Raw genomic sequence first — 17,035 nt, 5'->3', positions numbered from 1 at the left:
GGAGGGTAATGAGTTTTGCCTGAAATGCAGTCTGAGACTGAGATCTGGGGCAATAAAGGGATCAGGATAATTTTTTTCGAAATCAATGGATGGTCTAAAAATGAGGCTGAGTGGTATAAGTTTGGGGCCGGGAAACGTCAAAAAGGGGGAGCGGGGGAACAAAAATTGATTGCCGAAGAGATAATTGGGGGTTATCTGATCAGGAAAAGGGGGATTCGTTGGAATTAATAACAAATCAGCGATCCAATCTATCGGAGTGTCACAATATTCTGAACCTGCTGTCCGCCCCTGCCTTCCACTACCAGGTTGATGGTTTGGCTGCTTTGTCCACTGGCCTGGAACTGCAATTGGTTGGTTCCTTTCTGAAGTGGGATCCTTGTATAATAAATAGTATGTGGCAGGCTTTGCCAGTTGCGGGTATCGGCTTTTTCGGTTGCAAAGCTAAACGCCTGGATGGCCAGGGCGATGGCTTCCTTCGTGTCTTTATTCTTATCGTCACTCTTGGGTCTTGCTGCCATTTCCGCCAGCTTTTTCACTACAAGACGTGCAAGTGCAGTGCTCATCTCTTTCAAAAATCTTTCGCGAAGCGTTGTAAAGGCGAGGGTATTGATATTCTGTGCCTGCTCCAGTGAATATTTTTGATTGTCGAGAGTAACGGTCGCGTTCCGGAAATACATGGGTTGTTCCACATAACGTGGGAAGGCTACACGAAAAGAACGAAGATCAGCGAGGCGAAGGTCTGAACTATTGATGTTATAGGCACTGAAGTTAAATGGAATATTGAAAGAACCGGAGGGATCTACAAAAGCGAAGTTACCGAGACCATCTTTAGTGAGTGCGAAGAAAAAATTCTGTTCCTCTTTTACCGGCGCCAATCCATTTTCCCAGAAGAGCACCAGTTCTCCGCCGGGCGGCTCAGGGTATTTCTGGTAGCTGGTGTTCATCAGTTTTTCATAACGTCCCAGCTCATCCGTAAATCCTGTTTTGTCGGCAGCGCGGAGCAGATCTTGCTTCAGTTGTTGCGGGATAGGCACTCCGTAGTAACTGTTATTGTTCTTCAGAAAGAGATCAACGGAGTTTCGATAAGCGATGAAGGCATTGTTCCAGTCGTCATTCTGTTGGTAGATGATGCCCTGCATCATGAGGGAGAAGGCATCATCATTGTATTTGTTATCGCTTTTTGTTTTGTCCTGCAATTCGTAGTTGGAAAGACTGATCCTTCTTGCTTCCACAAGGGCATCGCCCGGCTTTCCTAGGTAGAGGTAATTGAGAGCTTTGTAGTAATGCAACATGAATTTCTCAAAGGCTTCACCCTTGTAGGTCTGCATCATGGGATTGAGCAGGGTGCCCAATGCTACGTCAGACGCGGATGTACGCACATCTTCCATGAAAATATCCGCTTCATTGAAATACCTGTTACTGGAGTCGTACTGTTTCATGAGGTGCGCCATTTTACCTTTTTCAAACAGGTAGAGCAGCCGGTTGCGTTTAGCCTGAAGGATCTTTGTTTTCTCCAGGGTAGCTTCAGCGGCCGTATAATTGTTGTTCCGCATAGCCGCATAATAGTCGGCGATGCGTTGATTGTAAGTAACGCAGGAAAATAAAAAGAGCATCAGCGGAATCAAAGCCAATGCTCTCCTGTTATTATAAGGTAATTGCTGCATGAACAGGCTCCGGATTTTCTACTTTAGTTCTTCACGTATTTGGCAATCTTCTTGTCACCGATCCAAACCACTTCATTGGTCTCGATATTGGTGAGTTCGAGATTCACCTGGTAGTAAACCACTTTGTTCCTTTTCTGAGAGTCAACGATGGAGTTGATGGAACCCTGGAGGATATAGTCAGCACCCTGTTCCATTCCGAATTTCTTCATGGAAGAGGTGGATGAGTTTGTCTGCTGGTCTGCTTTTTCAGCGCGGAGCTCTTCTCTTTTCTTTCCACCCTGCACCAGTCTTACGCGACCAGATTGAATGAAGGATTGCTCCACATCTTTCACAAAAGTTTCCGCTTCGATATGTTCATGGCTTTTGTTGGTAACGAATCCAACAATCACAACGGGTTTTTGTCCTTTATGTGATTCCAGGTGATCGGCCACCCATTTGTTGTTGAGAATGGTTTGGGTCATTTCTTCGGCTACGAGCCTGGAATCTGTATTGTTCCAGCGGCCGCTGAGATCAACCTGCTCATTGGGATCGATGCGGGTCACTTTGTGGGCACAGGATACACTAATAACACTTACAGCAGCGAAAGCTGTAAAAGCCAACAGAACTTTCTTCATATTGATATTATTTATACAAAAGGATTTGAGATGAGTACTACGTTTGTGCGGTACTGAAAGTTACCACCACCAGGATGCAAGGCCAACGGCTGTTGCGAGCGGGAGTGTATTCCAGAAATAATTATTCCAGTTACTGCGGTAACCATGGCGGTAATAACCGGGGTAATAATTATTATAATTGTAGTAGCCGCCATAGCCCTGGTAAAAATCATTATTCCAGCGGGCCCTTTCCATTCTCAGTTCCCTGCGGAAGGCTTTGCGGGCTTCCCTGGCTTCGCGTTTGTCTGCCAGAAAGTCGATTGCCTTATAGGTTTCCTGTGGAGTGGTGCCATGCCATGTATTGATGGAGTCAGCCATGCGCATGTAACGCTGCTGGCTCTCCATGTATCTTGGATTCTGGTCGGGAGCGAGATGCTGCGCTTCAGCCGTAAAAGCCAGCGCTATAAAGGCGAAAAATGGAAGTAATACTTTTTTCATAGCCTTTCTTTTTTAGTTAATTGAACAGTACAAAGCTAGTTCGAAATCCGTTAACCGGCAGTTAAATCGGCCCACCTGTTTGAGTTTCAACCAAATGGGTATTTTAATTCTATCCTATTCATTACTAAAGACAACAAGATACCGGTTTACCCCTATTTTTTCAACCCTATTTCACGAAGCCTTTCATCTAAGTATTCTCCGGCAGTTGCGTCCGGATATGCCTTGGGGTGAGAGGCATCCACACAACTATCGAGGGCAGCCAGGCTCATTTCACTTTTCGGATGCAGGAAAAATGGAATGGAGAAACGGGATGTATGCCATTTATCGCGCGGAGGATTCACCACACGGTGGGTGGTTGATTTGAGTTTGTTATTGGTGAGACGCTGAAGCATATCGCCCACATTCACTACAATCTGCTCAGGCAGGCTGGTTACGCCCACCCATTCATTTTGTTTGGTGAGGATCTGCAACCCGTCTGCAGAAGCACCTACCAGTAATGTGATCAGGTTGATGTCTTCATGCTGCTCCGCTCTGATGGCGGATTTCGGTTCCTGCGTAATGGGCGGATAATGAATGGCGCGAAGGATCGAATTACCGTTATGGATATGCGCATCGAAGTAATTTTCATCCAATCCCAGGTATATGGCGATGGCCTGCAACAATGCCTTACCGGATTTCTCAAAAGCCCTGTAAGCCTTTTCGAATGTAGCATTGAATGCCGCCACTTCGTTCACTTTTACATTATCGGGATACTCCGATTTTACAGGATCATTGTCATCCACGATCTGTCCATACTGGAAAAACTCTTTCAGATCTGGAGCTTCGCTTCCTTTCGCATGCTCCTTGCCAAAGGAAGTATAGCCACGCTGGCCCGCCAGTCCGGGTACCTCGTATTTCTTTTTTGCATCCAGCGGCAATGAAAAGAATTGCTGTACATATTTATATAGATCAGCTATCAGGAGGTCGGGGATACCGTGGTTCTTTACTGCTACAAAGCCTACGTCTTCATAAGCTTTGCCTAACTGATTCACGAAGGATGTTTTCAATTCGGGATCGCCGGAGGTGAAGTCGGCGAGGTTTACTACCGGTATTGCCATAAAATAAGATTAAGTGGGTGGATGATGCACTTGAGAAATCAGGTGCGGGGTAACAAGTTACGAAAAAATAAGATGTTTTTGGGCGGCCGGCGGGGGATATGAAAACGCGGGCTGAAGAAACAAACCAACGCGGGAGGATTTTTTCTGAGCTGTGGGTGGTGTGGATTGGGCTGTGGTACTGAGATGGGCTTTATCGCTTATGTTTCTTAGGCCCTGTTTTCATATCCCTCCGGCGGCCAGGCACTGAAAGCTCAACAGATTTTTTTGTTGTTGCAGGACGCACTGGATTTCTCTGTGCATCGGATGGTGGGGAGAGGGGAACAGGTGCATCTGCGAGAGTAATGGCAGGAAGGAAGTTGAACGTATGTGTGATGCCGGGTTATGGAACTGATGTACCCTGCAGGATAGCGCAGGAGCAGCACAAGCAGAATATCAACACTTCCGGTTATTGATACTGGTTAATAGCTACCCCTGCGCAGGTTCGTGGCTATACTTTGTTTATGCTGAGTGTGTGAAAACTACTTTTATTTCGGTTGCGGTTCGTTGATGAGCTTTTTTATTATTTCTTTTTCGAGGGGATCTATGTCCATCAGGGCGTAGGTTTTTACATCGTTGATCATCACTTCGTCCAGGATATCCACAACATCGCGGTAGGCGGATTCTTCGAGAGGTTTGATCATGAGGATCAATTCCTTGCTGCCATTGGGTTTTTGACTATCGAGATATGATTTTTTCTGGCGGATCACTTGTCCGAAACCGTTAGCTATGTAGAAGTTTGTGGTGCCGTAAACTTTGTTTTGAATGGCTTCCTCAAGTTTGCCGTGATAATAGAATACTTTGTTATCGTCCAGCAATACAGCAGTCAGGGAACCGCTTTGAGGCGATTTTGAATCCGGACCATCGGCAGGCATGTTCAGTTTGGAAGCTACCGGCTCAGACATGCTGGTAGTGAAAATGAAGAAGGTGATCAGCAGGAAGCCAAGATCCACCATGGGCGTGAGGTCTACGCGGGTGGAACGTTTTTTACTACGGCGAACACCGGCACCGCCGGTATTGGTTGCCATGTTTATTTCGGCCATACGCAGGAGTTTTGAATGAGATACCAGAAGAAGATTTTTCCATAATTATATTTTAACCTTTGAATGGCCAGCTAAATTTCTAAAAGATGCCGGAGCAATGAATGCATAAAACATACAGCCCGCAGGTACGGGCTCTATGTCTTATTGTTTCTTAAAAGTTAAGCTTGGAGGTTGGTCCCAGTGAGCGGCTAATGAAATTATTGTTGATGATATAAACTCATTGTGCCAAGAGGTCTTTTGTTTTTTTCGTCTGTAATATGTAACCAATAAACACCCGTTGTAAAACCATTTGACTGTATAATGTACGTATTTGTATTGCTAACCTTTCTCTTCCATAAAACAGTTCCTGATGCATTTACAATAGTAAGTAAATATGATTTTGATCGCTGCAGGCCTGAGATATTGATTATGCTCGTGAATGGGTTGGGGCCTATATTGATATTGGAAGCTGGAAAATCAGGATCGGCTATACCAGTGGGAGTACTCTTTACAATAAGTATGCTATCGATAGCATACTTATCAGTGTAACAAGTTTCGCTGGATTCCATTTTTACATAGATCTTATTCTCCCCAACTGTAAGGGCGGACGGCTGCATTGTGATGCTAGTGGATACTGAATAAGCCTGAATGATATTAGTAAAAGATTTGTCTTTGGCAAATGTGTATAATGGATCACTTCCGGCATGAACCGGGTTTGCTACAGAAATAGTCACCGCAGGAGATTGTTCTGTAACTGTGATAGCAGAGGCACTCACATCAAGAGCTGGCGTTACAGGAACAAAGATATCAAGGTTTATCTCTTTCGAAGAGATACCGGCTGAGTTGGAGAAGGATACTTTGATTGTGTTGGCTCCATTGTTTAGTGTGGAAGGGTTAAATGAAAACTGGTTTCCCGCTAATGATGTGGCAGCCCCATTGATCAGCACTTCTGCAGTAGTGCCGCCACCTGCTGTGGAAAGGTTTTCAATGGAAGCAGTCTTTATCCCATCATTCTTACAATAACTGGAATGAATACCGCTAATTTGCGGAATTGGTGGTTTGGATGCTGATATAGTAATCTTATGAGTGGTTCTCACAGGAAGCTTATCATCAAAATAAATGGAGGCAGAGTTGGTTAACTCGCTACCAATATTTAATCCGGGAGAAGGTTTAACCCTGAAAGAAACAGATCCACGGCTAAACTGCGCATTTCTGCCGCTGTCTACGAGACCGATTCCTGAGAATTTCCATTGATACACGTTGTTATTCACCAAGCTCAATTGATAGGGGTGACTGGCCGAAATCATTTCCAAACTTTGTGGATCAAACTTATTATTCAGGGTATCCAGGATCAAAACATTGAAACTGGTATCTGACCCTGTGTTCTGGAAGTGAATAGTATAGCTCAGGTAGTCCCCCCTTTCGTATTCCGACAATGGCATTGACTCTCCGAAATCAGCGATAATTCCATTATCCTCCAGGTAAGGGGCCACTTTCTCACTCAGCCTTACCATATTGTCGAATGGTGTCAGATCCTGCATGCTGTCTACTTCGAATGAATTGATGACTGTATCGCCCAGGTTAAGTATCGGAGGTTGTGCCGTATAGAAAATTAATTCAGCTTTAAAAGTAGAATCTGGAACCAGTGAGTTGATCAGCCACTTCAATGTATCACCAGATTGATAAGCAGGCTCAGGATTGGCCATGACGAGTTCAAACCGGCTGTCTTTTACCATTACCGCCATTTGATTTTTCATAGTATCCGTTCCCTTATTGCTGACAATTGCGTGGTATAGGACTTCATACGCTGGAATCAGATCCAGGTTAAGTGAAATCAGTGAAACTTTATAATCCCGTAATCCTGTGATCAACGTGACGGCAAAATCTACATTGTCCTCATTCCCATAATTGCCGAAAGCAGAGTTGTGAGAAACTGGGTGAACGGAATAGAAAGGAGTTGCCATAACCGAGCTTACAAAATTACCTGTATCTACTTCGTTTGTGAAATACCCATCATATGGAATTGAAATTATTTGAAGTCCCGTTTTTGATGATTTTACTTTCAGTTGACTGAAAAGTTGGTCGCCGGCATCATATGCCTGATTATTATTATGGTCCAGGAAAACCCTGCCTTTGATATAGTTTTTTTGAATGTTAACTGAGTCTGTCAATCCAACAATCCAGGCATCAAATGCTCCATGATTGCCGGTAAGATCGCCGTCTGACGAAGCAGAATAACCTGCTGCTACAAAATGTGAACCTACATCCCGTTTGACTGCGGCAAATGCATCCTCGTTACTGCCTCCAAAAAAAACGGGTAATGGTTCAGGAGTGGTCTTAGAAAAATTTTTTCTTGCCAGGAATGCATCTTCACGGTAAAAATCAGAAGAGGCATCAAACCTTTTTTTATAATAACCCGCAGCCAGTATGGAACTATCCGATAAACCGACAGTTCCCCGATTGGAAACAATTACACTTTGATTTCCTGCTAAACCAGCATCATCAAAGCCATAAAAGAAGAACTTCTTAAGTCCAGTGTTAGAGCCATCAAAATTCAGAAGGCTCATCAGAAATGCCCGATTATCGTGGCCCATTGGTCCCATATCTCCGGATTCTACTAAAGTAATTCCGAAAGTAGTTGTTTGAATGGATGCACAGAAAAGCGGCTCATAGCGGGAAAGGTTTCCAGGATCAGCTTCCTTTTTCCAGATAACAGCTCCTTGCGGCGTCAGTTTAACAAGCCAGACTGTAGGCAGCATACCAGTTGGGAACTCTGCACCTTCTACCGACGTAGTGGCTGGTAATACAGACATGATAATATTTCCATCAGGTAATATTTTCAGATCTTCTCCATGATTGGGATATTCTCCTTCAATATTGCCCATTACAAGGCCAGAGATAAAATCCCCATTTTCTGTGATCCTGAAATTCCAGATTGAAAATGCTGATGTATTTGTTGCGTTAACCTGTCCGTCTAAAGACTTACTGCTTCCTGCAATCATGAATTCGCCGGATGGTAGCTGGATAATAGTATTAGCCGAATCCTGCCCACTCCCTCCATAATGTTTGCTCCAAATGATACTTCCATTTAGATCAAACTTGATTGCCCAGATATCTGCTCCCCCAAAATTTCCTGGCAGATCATCATCTCCACTAGTAGAGTTCCCGATTGCAACATAGTTTCCGTCCCTCGCTTTGATAACGTTGGTGAGATAATCATTGCCCGAACCACCTGCACTCTTTTGCCAAATAATGTTGTGATTGGCATCCAGTCTGAATATCCAGCCATCGGCAGTATTGGTAGATCCATGATGCCCGCTGACGTCCCCATCATTTGAGAATGAGTGACCGATTAAGAGGTGCCCTGAATCACTGAGCGGAAGGAGATCCCATGCTTTGTCTACATTACTTCCCCCATAATTTTTTTGCCATTTGATGCCATAAGGCAATTGTGCGTTTAGCGTGCCTACGCAAGAAATGATAAGGAGTAAGATTTTAAAGCGCATAATAGCTTGTTTTACGTTGTAAGTAGGAAGTTGTTCAAACAATCAAACAGATGCTGCAGAGAATTCCCGATCGGGAATTGATTTGCTCTGTAATAAAGGTGGGCTGAAAAATGAAATTATCTGTTATCCTTCCGTGAAACTACACATTTTCTTAGACTCTGGAAAGTGCAGAGCTCACTTAGGGGCTGACCAAAAAGGTTAGCTTCAAAAGAAATGGGGCTAACCTTTTTGGTCAGCCCCATTCTGTTATGAGGAACTAACCTTCTGGCTGGTTCACAGACTATTATCTTTTTACAATTAAAATTCAGCGTTCTTCGGCGTGCGGGGGAATGCAATCACGTCGCGGATATTGGTCATGCCGGTAACAAAGAGAACCAGTCGCTCGAAACCAAGACCGAAGCCGGCGTGCGGCACAGTGCCGAAGCGGCGTGTGTCCAGGTACCAGCTCAGTTCTTCAACAGGTACGTGCATGTCTGCCATTCTCGATGTGAGCACATCCAGTCGCTCTTCACGCTGCGAGCCACCAACGATCTCACCGATGCCGGGAGCGAGGATGTCCATCGCCGCTACGGTTTTGCCATCATCGTTCACGCGCATGTAGAACGCTTTGATGTCTTTCGGATAGTTGGTTACGATCACTGGTTTTTTGAAATGTTTCTCTACCAGGTAACGTTCATGCTCACTCTGCATATCGATCCCCCATTTCACATCATACTGGAATTTCTTCTTCTTGTATGCAGGTGATTGCAGGAGGATATCGATGGCTTCCGTGTAGGTAATGCGCTCGAATTGGTTGTTCACTACAAAGTCGAGTTTTTCCAGCAGTCCCATTTCACTGCGTTTGTCTTGCGGAAGCGATTTCTCTTCATCGGCCAGGCGTTGCGCCAGGAACTCGATGTCCTCACGGTTATGATCAAGCGCATATTTGATGATGTAGCGGATGAACTCTTCAGCCAGGTTCATATTGTCTTCCAGGTCACAGAAGGCCATTTCTGGTTCGATCATCCAGAACTCTGCCAGGTGACGGGCAGTGTTGGAGTTTTCAGCCCTGAAGGTGGGACCGAAAGTATAGATCTCGCCGAAGGCGGTAGCGCCAAGCTCTCCTTCGAGCTGTCCGCTCACCGTGAGGTTGGTGCTTTTGCCGAAGAAGTCTTCTTTGAAATCGATGGTTCCATCCTCGTTGCGGGGAGGGTTATCGAAAGGCAGGGTGGTAACGCGGAACATTTCACCGGCGCCTTCTGCGTCACTGGCAGTGATGATAGGCGTGTGCATGTACACAAATCCTTTCTCATGAAAGAATTTGTGAATGGCAAATGCCAGGGTATGACGAACACGGAAGACCGCGCCGAATGTGTTGGTCCTGAAACGCAGATGTGCTTTTTCGCGAAGGAATTCCAGGCTGTGTTTTTTTGGCTGGATCGGGTAGGCTTCTGCGTCACTATCGCCCAGGATCTCGAAGGTTTTGGCCTTCAGTTCGAGTTTTTGTCCTTTTCCGAGTGAAGGCACAACTTCGCCGGTCACTTTGATAGACGCGGAAGTGGTGATCCTTTTAAGGGTGGTTTCGTCCAGCATGCCCAGCTCCACAACAACCTGCAGATTATTATTGGTAGAGCCGTCATTCAGGGCAATAAATTGATTGTTGCGAAATCCACGCACCCAACCCATTACTGTAACTTCCTGGCCCGTAGCATCGGTAGCCAGCAGATCTTTGATCTTGACTCTTTTGTTAAACATAATTCTGCAGATTTAATCAATAAAAAGCCTGCTTCTTGCAGGCGGGTAGCAAAGATAACCAGCAGGACGCAAAACCAAAGCGGAAGAATGGTGTTTTACTGTCTGATCCGGTTATTGCGGCCATTAAAGCTTCATGATTTTACTCATATCGTAAATTAAGGGCGGATGATTTCGGTAAATTTGCAGTTTTGCACCATACCCAGAGGTCTTGAAAGCAACAATAAATATCGCATTAGTAGGTAACCCCAATAGCGGCAAAAGCTCCCTGTTCAACGTTCTGACAGGCCTGAACCAGAAAGTGGGCAATTTTCCCGGCGTTACTGTTGACAAAAAAACAGGAAACACTTCCATTTCTCCTGAATATTCAGCCACCATCATCGATCTGCCCGGAACGTACAGCCTGTACCCCCGGCGCGAAGATGAATGGGTTGCTTACCGCGTGCTGATGCAACAAGATAAGCAGGTAGCCGCGCCCGATATGGTGGTGCTGGTGGCAGACGCCAGCAACCTGAAACGTAACCTGCTCTTTGCATCGCAGATCATCGATTTGAAGATCCCCGTTGTAATCGGCCTCTCCATGATGGACCTTGCCAAAACCAAGGGTATTAAAATAGATGTGCCGGAACTGGAGCGCGAGCTCGGCGTTCCTGTGATCCCCATCAATCCCCGGAAGAACAAGGGCATTCCGCAACTGAAGAAAGCCATCGAACAAACGGCTCAGCACCTGTATAAAACACCTGTCCGGGATTTCATCAACAATGAAGGGCTGGCACTCGAAGCGGTGAGCCACATGAAAGAGCTGATCCCCGGCATGAGCGATTACAAGGCCATCCATTACCTGATCAATCACGAATCTTTCTTACTGGACGATCAGGTGCAGGAAAAGATCGAAGCCATCGAAGTAAAAAACCAGTTCAATCATACCAAAACGCAGGCAGAAGAAATTTTGCAGCGTTACCAGCGAATCGGCAATATCATGAAGCAGGCGGTGACTGAACCTTCGCCGCTGGAAAAATCATTGCTCACGGAAAAGCTGGATGATATCCTGCTCCATCGTCGCTGGGGTTATGTGATCCTGCTGGCTGTGTTGTTCCTTCTTTTCCAGAGTGTGTTCTGGCTTGCCGGATATCCCATGGACTGGATCGATCAGGGCTTTGCCGCTCTCACAGGCTGGATGAGCGGATGGATGCCAGCCACCTGGTGGAGCGATCTCATCATCAATGGGCTGCTGGCAGGGATCGGCGGGATCGTGATCTTTATCCCGCAGATCATGATCCTTTTCGGCCTGATCACTTTATTGGAAGATACCGGCTACATGGCCCGTATCAGCTTTCTCACAGATAAGCTCATGCGCAAAGTTGGCCTCAACGGAAAGAGCGTAATGCCTATGATCAGCGGCTTTGCCTGCGCCGTTCCAGCCATCATGAGCGCCCGCAATATCGAGAACAAAAAAGAAAGATTACTCACCATACTGGTTACACCACTGATGAGCTGTAGTGCACGCCTGCCGGTGTACACCATACTTATTGCCCTCGTAATTCCGGGCAAATTGTATTTCGGTTTCCTCAGCTTACAGGGACTGGTGATGATGGCCCTCTATCTCCTTGGGCTGGTGATGGCATTGGTAGTGTCCTGGGTTGCCAAATGGTTCATCAATATCAAAGAGAAAAGTTTCTTCATCCTTGAATTGCCCACCTACCGCGCACCACGCTGGAAGAATGCGCTGGTAACGATGGTGAGCAAAGCAAAAATATTCGTGTTCGAAGCTGGTAGGGTGATCCTGGTGATCTCGCTTATCCTTTGGGCGCTCAGCTCCTACGGACCGGGAGAAAAGATGGCCGCAGTTGAGCAGGAGTACAGCACGCTGATGGAACAGAGCCAATCCGATTCTTTGAAAGTTGCAGAACTGGAACAGCAGAAAAGTTCTGCGCTGCTGGCCAATTCATATGCAGGTATCCTGGGCCATGCCATCGAGCCGGCTATCAGACCACTGGGATTTGATTGGAAGATCGGTATCGCACTCATCACTTCTTTTGCAGCGCGTGAAGCATTTGTTGGAACGATGGCCACCCTGTACAGTGTGGAAGGAGGCGATGATGCAGACCAGGCCACGCTCGCAGAAAAACTCAATGCAGCCAAAAGGACTGACGGCACAAAAGTTTATACGTTGGCAACAGGTCTTTCCCTGATGGTATTCTATGTTTTTGCGATGCAGTGCATGAGTACACTCGCTATCGTAAAGCGTGAAACCAAAAGCTGGAAATGGCCGCTGATCCAGCTGGCATACATGACGGCCCTGGCTTATTTCATGAGCTTGCTGGTGTTCCAGCTCTTCAAATAGTAATAACAGAATTCACATAAAATAAGAAAGGCGTATCCGGTGATACGCCTTTCTTATTTTATGTTGATAACGTTCTTTCCATTTTTCGTCTTAGTTCAGGGAACATTTTTCTGGCTAACGCATCCATCACTTCTGTTTTGGACGGGCCGCGATCAAAACTGCGGGCCTTGATCAGCTTCAGTTCTTCATCGCTCAGCGCTCTTTTATCGCCGGTATAGCTGATGGAGGTTTCCGTCCAGCTTACTTCATCGCTGGAGCTTCCGATATCTATCAATTTCCTGTCATAAGTGCCGGTAAGGGTATACGCGAGCCTTCCTCTGGCACTGACAGACCGTGTGGTGGTAGTGATAGTAGCTTTCACCAGGATATACACCTGCTTACCAGTTGAGTCCCTGCCTGCGAGGATATTCTTAGACACTTCCCTTTTTTCCCTGGATGGCGTAGTAGTGCTGGTGTTAACATAATCCCATTTCACACTCAGCTCCCAATCAGGCCTGTCATAATCATTGCTCATTTCAATATCTGTGAAGAAGCGGGCAGGGTAATGGGTGGCTGACTTACCGCCAAGTTCCCTCACCAGCTGCTCCTGGAAGTATTCAGCCCTGTAGCGCTCGCCGGGATCCCATTCGCGGAAGAAAGTTGGATAATTCTCCTGCACCGGCAACACCACTACATTCACAATACTGTTCTCCCAGGCTTCCTGGCTGAGCCGGTTCGCATCTTTATATCCGTTCACATAGCTACTGGCCTTACGGAAAAGATCGAATGCCAGCAAGCTGCTTTGCCTGTCGTCTTTTTCAAAATTGTCCATTGCCTGCTGCCAGTAGAAGTCTGCAGCATTTTCACGGGTGGCCTCCAGTTCGCCCAGGTAGTTCTTCGGTTGTACGAACCTGGTAGCATTGGGTATAGCCTGAGTAGCGGTGTAAATGGTCTGAAGCGCATTCAGCTCTTTCAATAATTTATCCCAGCGGGCGGGATCAGCGCTATTGCGATACACCGAAGCCGCTTCTTCGTGGCGGGTCACCGCCTGGTTGAAAAAATAGGTGAGGTCATTCTGCGCTTTGGCATTGTCTGGCCTTTTGATCAGTTCATTGATAGCGGCAAACAGAGGTTTGTCTTCCGATACCGGCGCACGAAACCTGGTGCTGCCGCAGCCGGCCAGCACAGTAATAATGAAAATGAGGGTAAAGATCCGGTTCATAACAGGGTTGTATTATAGTATTGAGACTGGCAAAATGCTTCCGGGCTTGTTATTGGATTCTTAAATCCGGCAGCCCAACAAGGCTTTAACACCTTCCAGATGAATTCAGGCTCAAATGACCCGGCAAATTAATAGATTCCGTAACTAAACCGATATTATGAAAAGAATCCTTTTTGCCATAGTCCTGATTTTGGGCGGAGCACTGCATGCCAACGCAAAAAACGATGCGGTAAGAGACAGTATTGCGCCAGACCCAAAAGATGTAGGTTCCATGAATGGGATCCTCACTGCCCTTTACGATGTCATTTCCGGGCCGGCAGGTCAGAAAAGGAACTGGAACAGGATGCGGACGCTCTTCATTCCCGAAGCCCGGCTGATCCCCACGGGCAAAAGGGCCGATGGCAGTTCCGGCCGCAAAGTGATGAGCCTGGAAGATTATATCAGCGCCAGCGGTCCGGTGCTGGAAAAGATGGGCTTCTTTGAAACCGAGATCCATCGTACGGTTGAAGAGTTCGGAGCAGTGGTGCACGTGTTCAGTACTTATGAATCCCGCAAAACAAAGGCAGACGAAAAGCCCTTCATGCGCGGCATCAACAGTATTCAATTATGGAATGATGGATCACGCTGGTGGGTGGTGACTATCTTCTGGCAGAACGAAACCCCGCAACTACCGATCCCGGCAAAATACCTTGACTAGATCTTGCTCAGCCTTTCCGCGGCCTGCGCCAGCGTGGACTCTTTCTTCGCGAAGCAGAAACGGATCACTTTATCGTCTTTGCCTGACCGGTAGAAGGCCGAAACAGGGATGGTAGCAATGCCGAATTCTTTGGTGATACGGATTGCAAAATCCTTATCGCCCTCATCACTGATACGGTTGTACTGATAACACTGGAAGTAGCTTCCATAACTGGGCAACGGCGTAAATCTCGTTTTCGACATCAGGTCCTGGAAATAATCGCGCTTCTGCTGCATTTCCGGGGCAAGCGATAAATAAGATTCCCGGTTCTGCAGGAAAGCGGCTAATGCTACCTGTGAGGGTGTATGAGCGGAAAAACAATTGAACTGGTGAACTTTCCTGAATTCTTTGGTCAGAGCAGACGGCGCAACACAGTAACCCATCTTCCAGCCGGTGCAGTGATAAACTTTCCCGAAAGAAAAGCAAACAAAGCTGCGCTCCAGCAGGTCCGGATAACGGAGCATGCTCTGGTGCGGGATATTATCGAAAATAAGATGTTCGTATACTTCATCCGAAAGGATGAGGATATTGGTGTCCTGAACTATTTCGCGCAGTGCTTCGATATCATCTTCTCTCAACACAGATCCGGTGGGATTATGCGGCGTATTCAGCATGATCATACGCGTGCGCGGTGTGATCTTCTTTTTAACTTCTTCCCAGTTGATGCGATAGTCCGGAAATTGAAGATCTATTAGAACGGGGATCGCGCCGTTGATAGTTACATTCGGAATATAGCTATCATAGGCCGGTTCAAAGATGATCACTTCGTCGCCGGGTTGCAATACGGTAGTGAGCGCTGTGTAAATCGCATAAGTGCCACCGGGAGTAATGGTGATTTCGGTATCGGGATCGACGGTGGTGTTGTAAAGAAAGGAGATCTTTTCTGCGATGGCTTCGCGAAGCGGCATCCAGCCGGGAGCGGGTGCGTATTGGTTGAAGCCGTCTTTCATGGCGGTATTCACCAGCCCGGTCAATTCTTCACTCATGGGGAAGTCCGGGAATCCCTGTCCGAGATTCACGGCATTATGCTTTGACGCAAGGCCGCTCATAACAGTGAAGATGGTAGTGCCTATATCCGGCAGTTTGGAATCAATGGCGAGAGGGTTGTTCACAGTGATCATTTGGACAAATTTAATATTACTTCTTCAGCTCCGCTTTCACTTTGGCCGGCAGGCTATCCACAACAAGCTCATAACTGTGATCGATCCATTCTTTCAGGAGTCTTCCTGAAACCGATCCATCCACTGTTATAGTATTCCAGTGTTTCTTATTCATATGATATCCCGGTTGTACAGCATCATATCTTTCCCTGAGCTCGATGGCCAGGTCCGGATCACATTTCACGTTAAAGCTCAGTGGGTCACTGTCCAGGCCTGTCAGCAGGAAAACTTTTCCCACCACTTTGAATACGAGTGTATCCGGCCCGAAGGGCAGGGTCTCTTCTACCGCCGGTTTAGACAGGCAGTAGGTTCTGAGAGATTCTATATTCATACAGCGAATTTATGGAATGATGGCGCTCACTTCGATCTCCACCATAAATTCCGGTTCAATAAGAGCGCTTACTTCGATCATACTCAAACAGGGCTTGATGTCTTTGAAGAATTCAGCATGGCCGCGGCCATATTCTTCCCAGCGTTTGATATCCGTTACAAACATGCGGCACCGTACCACATCTTTGAGTGAGGCGCCGGCCTGGGTGAGCACTTTTTCTATTTTCTGGTAAGCGTATTTCGTTTGTTGGTAAGGGTTGTTATCGCCCACTACCTTGCCATTATCGTCCACGGCAACGGTTCCGGTGACCTCGATGAAATTACCTACGCGCACGGCGCGGCTGTAGCCTACAATGTCTTCCCATTTGGCTCCTGAAGAATAATTTGTTCTTTGCATAATCAGTCTTTGATTTCTATGTTGTCGGGCAGGATCATGGCCTCATTGTGGAGGCGGAGGTAAACCTGGGTGGCAGTGACCACATCTTTCTGACAATAGGTAGCGATCCGCTGGATATCTTTCTGACGCCAGTATACGTCGCCCACCATTTTGCCATCGATATCATCCTTTGGAGTGGGGATACCGAGTGTATGTGCTAACAAATTAAGTGAAGTATAGTTCTTGAAATCCCCGAATTTCCAAAGTTCCATCGTATCGAGGTGCGACACTTCCCAGGGTTTTTTCCCGGCGGTATTAAGAATGGGGGGGATGATCATACCATTGATGATCATTCTGCGGCAGAGATAAGGAAAATCGAATTCCTTTCCGTTGTGGGCGCATAGATATTTGTTGCTGTCCATGGCCCAGCGTTTGAGCATTTCGCAGAAGCGGAGCAGGAGGAGTTTTTCATCGTCCCCGAAAAATGATTTCAGGATCAGTTTCTTTCCTTCGCTATTTCCCTGAATAAGGCCAACACTGATACAGACGACCTTTCCGAATTCCGCATAGATGGCGGATTTGCCGTAAACGGATTCCACTGTTTCATCTTCTTTTCCCCGCAGCAGGAAGGCGCTTTTGGCGGTCCACAGCTCCTTCCATGTTTCCGGTACTTCATCGTAAGTGGCGTACTGAGAAACAGTTTCGATATCGAGGAAAAGAATATTGTTGAGTGGGATCATA

The 17,035-nt window shown here is 46.7% G+C and carries 14 protein-coding genes; 2 read left to right on the top strand and 12 right to left on the bottom strand.

Going from position 1 to position 17,035, the window contains the following annotated elements; all coding sequences use genetic code 11:
• Nucleotides 1-248 precede the first annotated feature (248 nt).
• From FSB84_RS06940 to asnS, 7 genes are all read right to left on the bottom strand, one after another.
• A complete protein-coding gene (locus tag FSB84_RS06940; protein ID WP_225980001.1) occupies nucleotides 249-1,664 on the bottom strand; it encodes a COG3014 family protein in 1,416 nt (471 codons plus the stop codon).
• A 23-nt stretch (nucleotides 1,665-1,687) separates the two neighbouring features.
• Entirely contained in the window at nucleotides 1,688-2,278 is a 591-nt protein-coding gene (locus tag FSB84_RS06935) for a penicillin-binding protein activator LpoB (RefSeq protein ID WP_130542252.1), read from the bottom strand.
• A 60-nt stretch (nucleotides 2,279-2,338) separates the two neighbouring features.
• A complete protein-coding gene (locus FSB84_RS06930; RefSeq protein WP_130542253.1) occupies nucleotides 2,339-2,755 on the bottom strand; it encodes a hypothetical protein in 417 nt (138 codons plus the stop codon).
• Between the two features lie 152 nt (nucleotides 2,756-2,907).
• On the bottom strand, nucleotides 2,908-3,852 hold the full coding sequence (locus FSB84_RS06925; protein WP_130542254.1) for an isopenicillin N synthase family dioxygenase: 945 nt from the start codon (nucleotides 3,850-3,852) through the stop codon (nucleotides 2,908-2,910).
• Nucleotides 3,853-4,376: 524 nt separating this feature from the next.
• Entirely contained in the window at nucleotides 4,377-4,931 is a 555-nt protein-coding gene (locus FSB84_RS06920; RefSeq protein WP_130542255.1) for an ExbD/TolR family protein, read from the bottom strand.
• 197 nt (nucleotides 4,932-5,128) lie between these two features.
• Complete coding sequence (locus FSB84_RS06915) at nucleotides 5,129-8,416, bottom strand: DUF7619 domain-containing protein (RefSeq protein WP_130542256.1); 3,288 nt, start codon at nucleotides 8,414-8,416, stop codon at nucleotides 5,129-5,131.
• Nucleotides 8,417-8,713: 297 nt separating this feature from the next.
• Entirely contained in the window at nucleotides 8,714-10,150 is a 1,437-nt protein-coding gene (gene asnS, locus FSB84_RS06910) for an asparagine--tRNA ligase (protein ID WP_130542257.1), read from the bottom strand.
• 208 nt (nucleotides 10,151-10,358) lie between these two features.
• On the opposite strand from asnS, the gene feoB reads away from it, so the two are divergent.
• Nucleotides 10,359-12,491 (top strand): ferrous iron transport protein B, encoded by a 2,133-nt coding sequence (gene feoB, locus FSB84_RS06905; RefSeq protein ID WP_130542258.1) that lies wholly within the window; start codon nucleotides 10,359-10,361, stop codon nucleotides 12,489-12,491.
• Between the two features lie 58 nt (nucleotides 12,492-12,549).
• Here the strand turns inward: feoB and FSB84_RS06900 are convergent, their stop codons facing one another.
• Nucleotides 12,550-13,692, bottom strand: coding sequence for a hypothetical protein (locus FSB84_RS06900; protein ID WP_130542259.1), 1,143 nt, complete (start codon nucleotides 13,690-13,692; stop codon nucleotides 12,550-12,552).
• Nucleotides 13,693-13,849: 157 nt separating this feature from the next.
• On the opposite strand from FSB84_RS06900, the gene FSB84_RS06895 reads away from it, so the two are divergent.
• Complete coding sequence (locus tag FSB84_RS06895) at nucleotides 13,850-14,389, top strand: hypothetical protein (RefSeq protein WP_130542260.1); 540 nt, start codon at nucleotides 13,850-13,852, stop codon at nucleotides 14,387-14,389.
• On the opposite strand, the gene FSB84_RS06890 is transcribed toward FSB84_RS06895, so the two are convergent.
• Genes FSB84_RS06890 through FSB84_RS06875 form a run of 4 tightly spaced genes read right to left on the bottom strand, consistent with a single transcriptional unit; the run spans nucleotide 14,386 to nucleotide 17,034 of the window.
• A complete protein-coding gene (locus FSB84_RS06890) occupies nucleotides 14,386-15,549 on the bottom strand; it encodes a methionine aminotransferase (RefSeq protein WP_130542261.1) in 1,164 nt (387 codons plus the stop codon). The genes FSB84_RS06895 and FSB84_RS06890 overlap by 4 nt on opposite strands.
• Before the next feature lie 16 nt (nucleotides 15,550-15,565).
• Entirely contained in the window at nucleotides 15,566-15,919 is a 354-nt protein-coding gene (locus FSB84_RS06885) for an MmcQ/YjbR family DNA-binding protein (RefSeq protein WP_130542262.1), read from the bottom strand.
• 9 nt (nucleotides 15,920-15,928) lie between these two features.
• Complete coding sequence (locus FSB84_RS06880; protein ID WP_192909901.1) at nucleotides 15,929-16,315, bottom strand: RidA family protein; 387 nt, start codon at nucleotides 16,313-16,315, stop codon at nucleotides 15,929-15,931.
• A 2-nt stretch (nucleotides 16,316-16,317) separates the two neighbouring features.
• Nucleotides 16,318-17,034, bottom strand: a complete 717-nt coding sequence (locus tag FSB84_RS06875) for a 3'-5' exonuclease (RefSeq protein WP_130542264.1) — start codon at nucleotides 17,032-17,034, stop codon at nucleotides 16,318-16,320.
• Nucleotide 17,035 lies beyond the last annotated feature (1 nt).

The organism is Pseudobacter ginsenosidimutans, from assembly GCF_007970185.1.
GTDB classification, from domain to species: Bacteria; Bacteroidota; Bacteroidia; order Chitinophagales; family Chitinophagaceae; genus Pseudobacter; species Pseudobacter ginsenosidimutans.
The sequence above is the reverse complement of the archived record's forward strand: the minus strand, read 5'-3'. Positions and strand labels throughout refer to the sequence as shown.

Bases quoted from the DNA above. Each gene is read 5' to 3' on its own strand.
- FSB84_RS06940 (WP_225980001.1), bottom strand. From the start codon at position 1,664: ATGCAGCAATTACCTTATAATAACAGGAGAGCATTGGCTTTGATTCCG.
- FSB84_RS06935 (WP_130542252.1), bottom strand. From the start codon at position 2,278: ATGAAGAAAGTTCTGTTGGCTTTTACAGCTTTCGCTGCTGTAAGTGTT.
- FSB84_RS06930 (WP_130542253.1), bottom strand. From the start codon at position 2,755: ATGAAAAAAGTATTACTTCCATTTTTCGCCTTTATAGCGCTGGCTTTT.
- FSB84_RS06925 (WP_130542254.1), bottom strand. From the start codon at position 3,852: ATGGCAATACCGGTAGTAAACCTCGCCGACTTCACCTCCGGCGATCCC.
- FSB84_RS06920 (WP_130542255.1), bottom strand. From the start codon at position 4,931: ATGGCCGAAATAAACATGGCAACCAATACCGGCGGTGCCGGTGTTCGC.
- FSB84_RS06915 (WP_130542256.1), bottom strand. From the start codon at position 8,416: ATGCGCTTTAAAATCTTACTCCTTATCATTTCTTGCGTAGGCACGCTA.
- asnS (WP_130542257.1), bottom strand. From the start codon at position 10,150: ATGTTTAACAAAAGAGTCAAGATCAAAGATCTGCTGGCTACCGATGCT.
- FSB84_RS06900 (WP_130542259.1), bottom strand. From the start codon at position 13,692: ATGAACCGGATCTTTACCCTCATTTTCATTATTACTGTGCTGGCCGGC.
- FSB84_RS06895 (WP_130542260.1), top strand. From the start codon at position 13,850: ATGAAAAGAATCCTTTTTGCCATAGTCCTGATTTTGGGCGGAGCACTG.
- FSB84_RS06890 (WP_130542261.1), bottom strand. From the start codon at position 15,549: ATGATCACTGTGAACAACCCTCTCGCCATTGATTCCAAACTGCCGGAT.
- FSB84_RS06885 (WP_130542262.1), bottom strand. From the start codon at position 15,919: ATGAATATAGAATCTCTCAGAACCTACTGCCTGTCTAAACCGGCGGTA.
- FSB84_RS06880 (WP_192909901.1), bottom strand. From the start codon at position 16,315: ATGCAAAGAACAAATTATTCTTCAGGAGCCAAATGGGAAGACATTGTA.
- FSB84_RS06875 (WP_130542264.1), bottom strand. From the start codon at position 17,034: ATGATCCCACTCAACAATATTCTTTTCCTCGATATCGAAACTGTTTCT.